This is a genomic window from Phaeobacter sp., from assembly GCF_022825805.1.
Classification (GTDB): Bacteria; Pseudomonadota; Alphaproteobacteria; order Rhodobacterales; family Rhodobacteraceae; genus Phaeobacter.
Genome location: NZ_JAJDWC010000141.1, coordinates 1 through 3,061, shown reverse-complemented (window position 1 = coordinate 3,061; position 3,061 = coordinate 1). Strand labels below are relative to the sequence as shown.

Here is a 3,061-nt window from a genome sequence, read left to right as displayed (position 1 = left end):
CACCGCTCACATCAAGAGTGGCCCGTTCGTCTATCGGTTAGGACGCCAGGTTTTCAACCTGGAAAGAGGGGTTCGATTCCCCTACGGGCTGCCACTTCTACCTGAAAATCGCTAGATTCTTATTTGCATATCATTTGTGTGTCGTGCTGTCCGCATCCGTATAACACCTGGGATTTGCCCTTGCGGTTGCGTCTTAAAACGCCGCCTTATTAGGTGTTTTGTGTGAAGCCCATCCCACAGGCCCGTACCCGCCACCTGCCGGTCAATCCACAAGAAATTTCCAATGATTTTCATCAACTTGTGCAACTTTGGCGAAAGTTGAAAAAATCCGGATTTATCGCAGAAAACCACTTGCGAAGCACCTGCCGACTGAGTAAACACCACCTCACTTACAGAGTGGCCCGTTCGTCTATCGGTTAGGACGCCAGGTTTTCAACCTGGAAAGAGGGGTTCGATTCCCCTACGGGCTGCCACCTATCCCACCAGATTAAATAGCATGCCTCGCCTGAAGTGACATTTTTTTCGCTTCGCTAGACGAGTAGCCTCCCCGCCTGAACCCATGCGCAGATAACCAAGCAAGTTGCAGACGCAATTCTTGAGGCTGAACGTCTATAGGCTGATGAGATGTCACGGCGCAGGTTTCACATAAGCCCGACCAGCTGAGCGCGGTTCTGTACCCTCAGCGTTTTGGGTCGGCTGTGGAACCTGTCAAAGCCAATGTGGATCCTACCCAACCCAATCGGGGCTAACGCGTCCCTAGGCGTCTACACCGTCAAGAGGCCTCTGCCTCTTCGCCTTCCATGGACGGATCATAGAACAAATGACGCGCCCGACCCGCATTCTTCGCCGCATAAAGCGCAAGATCCGCCTGATGCAGCAGCGTCGGACCATCCAGCCCAACGCCAAACGCAGGCGACAACGTGGTTCCCGCACTGGCCGAAATCCGGCAGGTGCGATCGGCAAAGGGAATGGGCTCTTCAATGCTTGCGATCAGGCGCCGGGCAATACTGGAGATTTGCACACGATCCACCAACCCTTCAAAAATCAGCACGAATTCATCACCACCGACACGTGCCACGGTGTCATTCTGCCGGGTGCATTGCACCATCAGCTGCGCCACCCGCTGCAGCACCGTATCCCCTGCGGCGTGCCCCATGGTGTCATTCACTTCTTTGAAGAAGTCGAGATCGACATGCATCAAGGAAAAATCCCGCCCGGAGACAATCAGCCGGGTCAGGATATGTTCCATCGCGCGGCGGTTTTTGACGCCAGTCAGCGTATCGGTGAAGGCCTGTTCTTCCGCCGCAATCTTGGCCCCCTGCAGGCGCAGGTTCAGCTGGCGGGAGGCTTCCATCGCCGCCGACTTGGCCTCCACCAGGTACAGCATCTCAATGGTCAAATCGGTCGGGGAAAAATCCGCGCTAGTCAGGTCATACTCTCGCACAGCCTCCAACACCGAAATTCCGAAAGACAGGTTGATGAACGCGCCCTGCCCCGCACCCAGCGGAGCCAACACCCCCTTCAGACCAGTCTGCGGGGCCTCTTTGAAATTCAGGTGCAGCTTGGAGCCGGCGGTCTTGATCATATCCTCGACCGAGCGCACCCGCCGCGGGCGTGCCAGGGTGAAGACGTCAAAAAAATGCGCGCCTTCCCAGACGATTTCAGGCCGCAATTTGCGCAAGGTTGGCCCAACGCTCACGATGCAACCATCAGCGTCCACACTGACGTGCATCGGGCAAATCTGATTTGCGATGGTGGCAAAGTTTGCTGCGTCCAACGTCATAGTGAATGCGCCCCCAGATCGAATGCCCTGCCCTCTGCAAACTCGGTTTCGACCAACGTGATCGAAATCACCTCAGCATCGTCCTGAACGCCCGTGTGGTCAAGAAACACCAGATCGCCGTAGTCATCCGCCATCGCCCGCAACACCCCCATCAGCACATGGGCGTAACCGGGCAAACCAGGCTGGCAGTGCAATTCGAATTGGCCCTGCGCCTGTTCCATCAGCTCAAGACCCGGCAAATTCAAGTCCGACACCGCCAGTCGGGCGCGGTCAGGCAGGTCATCCAGAGAGTGCAGAAATTCGACATAGTTGACCCCGCCAAACCGCAACAAACGGCGCAGCGCTTCAACCTGGGGGTTGGAGACGAGGAATGTTCCCATATCCTCCAGCATTTCCGCCAGCGGGCGCTGAAGCACCTCTTCGGCGGTGCGCAACATGGTCTGGGATTGCTCATCCGTATAGGTCAACATGGCCTCGAACTCGGTAAAACCGAGTTCAGACCGATCCATGATCATCTGCCAGCTGTCTTGCCCGAAGGTCGTGCTGACAAACGCCTGGAATGCCCTATTGATCAGCCCGTGCATTACTGGCCCCTTGTTGCGTTTCTCATCTTGTCACCCAAGCGCGTTAAAATTTGGCCAACATTTAAAATTGCACAGGTTTTAATCCCCAGATTCTGAAGCCAAACGAGGGCTTTGCCCGTTTTCGTCTCTCCTGCCGTCCTAAGCCATTGTTGAGACCAGGGCCCAAGGATCGGCCATTGTACCCAACTACTACCCGAAACCGGCTGGTCCTGTTCTGCCACAAAGATCTGAGGATCAGTCTGGGCCAGAGCTGGCGCAGTTGGCGGCCAGATCAATGCGGGCGTGGCCGTTTTTCTTAGCGGCTTGGGTACATCGGCATAAAACCGCAGGGCTTGGCCCACATTCACCAAAGCGACGCCCTGTGACACGGCTCGCTGGTCGACCCGCGGACAGGGCCATGCAGGTCCAAACATGCGCCCAAGAGCGCGCACCATACGGACAAGATCAGAGCAAACGGAAAACACGACGGATCTGCACAGGTCCCGCGTGGCTACGCGAATGGGACGCTCCAAAAGCGGGCCTGCTGCAGTCAATTGTACCATTACCGTGATTCTCTAGGCAGCCGACTCATAAAACTCGATCCACAGTCTGACGGATGCCAGTTTGATCATCGACAGGAAATTGCGTGACGTCTTTTCGTATCGGGTTGCGATGCGACGGAACGAGGCTTTCAGCCTGCCAAAGAACCGCTCGA

Annotated in this window: 2 protein-coding genes, 2 tRNA genes and 1 pseudogene; 2 read left to right on the top strand and 3 right to left on the bottom strand. The window is 56.1% G+C overall.

Annotated features, from left to right (window positions below; genetic code table 11):
* Nucleotides 1-19: 19 nt before the first annotated feature.
* Together Q0C28_RS16300 and Q0C28_RS16295 are read left to right on the top strand one after the other, a co-directional pair.
* Nucleotides 20-94 (top strand) — tRNA-Glu (locus Q0C28_RS16300).
* A gap of 304 nt (nucleotides 95-398) precedes the next feature.
* Nucleotides 399-473 (top strand) — tRNA-Glu (locus Q0C28_RS16295).
* Nucleotides 474-772: 299 nt separating this feature from the next.
* Here Q0C28_RS16295 and Q0C28_RS16290 read toward each other — a convergent pair.
* The 3 genes and pseudogenes from Q0C28_RS16290 to Q0C28_RS16280 form a co-directional block, all read right to left on the bottom strand.
* Nucleotides 773-1,783, bottom strand: a complete 1,011-nt coding sequence (locus Q0C28_RS16290; RefSeq protein WP_293577378.1) for a diguanylate cyclase — start codon at nucleotides 1,781-1,783, stop codon at nucleotides 773-775.
* Complete coding sequence (locus Q0C28_RS16285) at nucleotides 1,780-2,367, bottom strand: heme NO-binding domain-containing protein (protein WP_293577376.1); 588 nt, start codon at nucleotides 2,365-2,367, stop codon at nucleotides 1,780-1,782. Before Q0C28_RS16285 ends, Q0C28_RS16290 begins: the two co-directional genes overlap by 4 nt.
* Nucleotides 2,368-2,921: 554 nt before the next feature.
* Nucleotides 2,922-3,061 (bottom strand): annotated as a pseudogene (locus tag Q0C28_RS16280) (IS5/IS1182 family transposase); the annotation flags it as partial.

Coding starts and splice junctions, on each gene's coding strand:
- Q0C28_RS16290 (WP_293577378.1), bottom strand. CDS start 1,783: ATGACGTTGGACGCAGCAAACTTTGCCACCATCGCAAATCAGATTTGC.
- Q0C28_RS16285 (WP_293577376.1), bottom strand. CDS start 2,367: ATGCACGGGCTGATCAATAGGGCATTCCAGGCGTTTGTCAGCACGACC.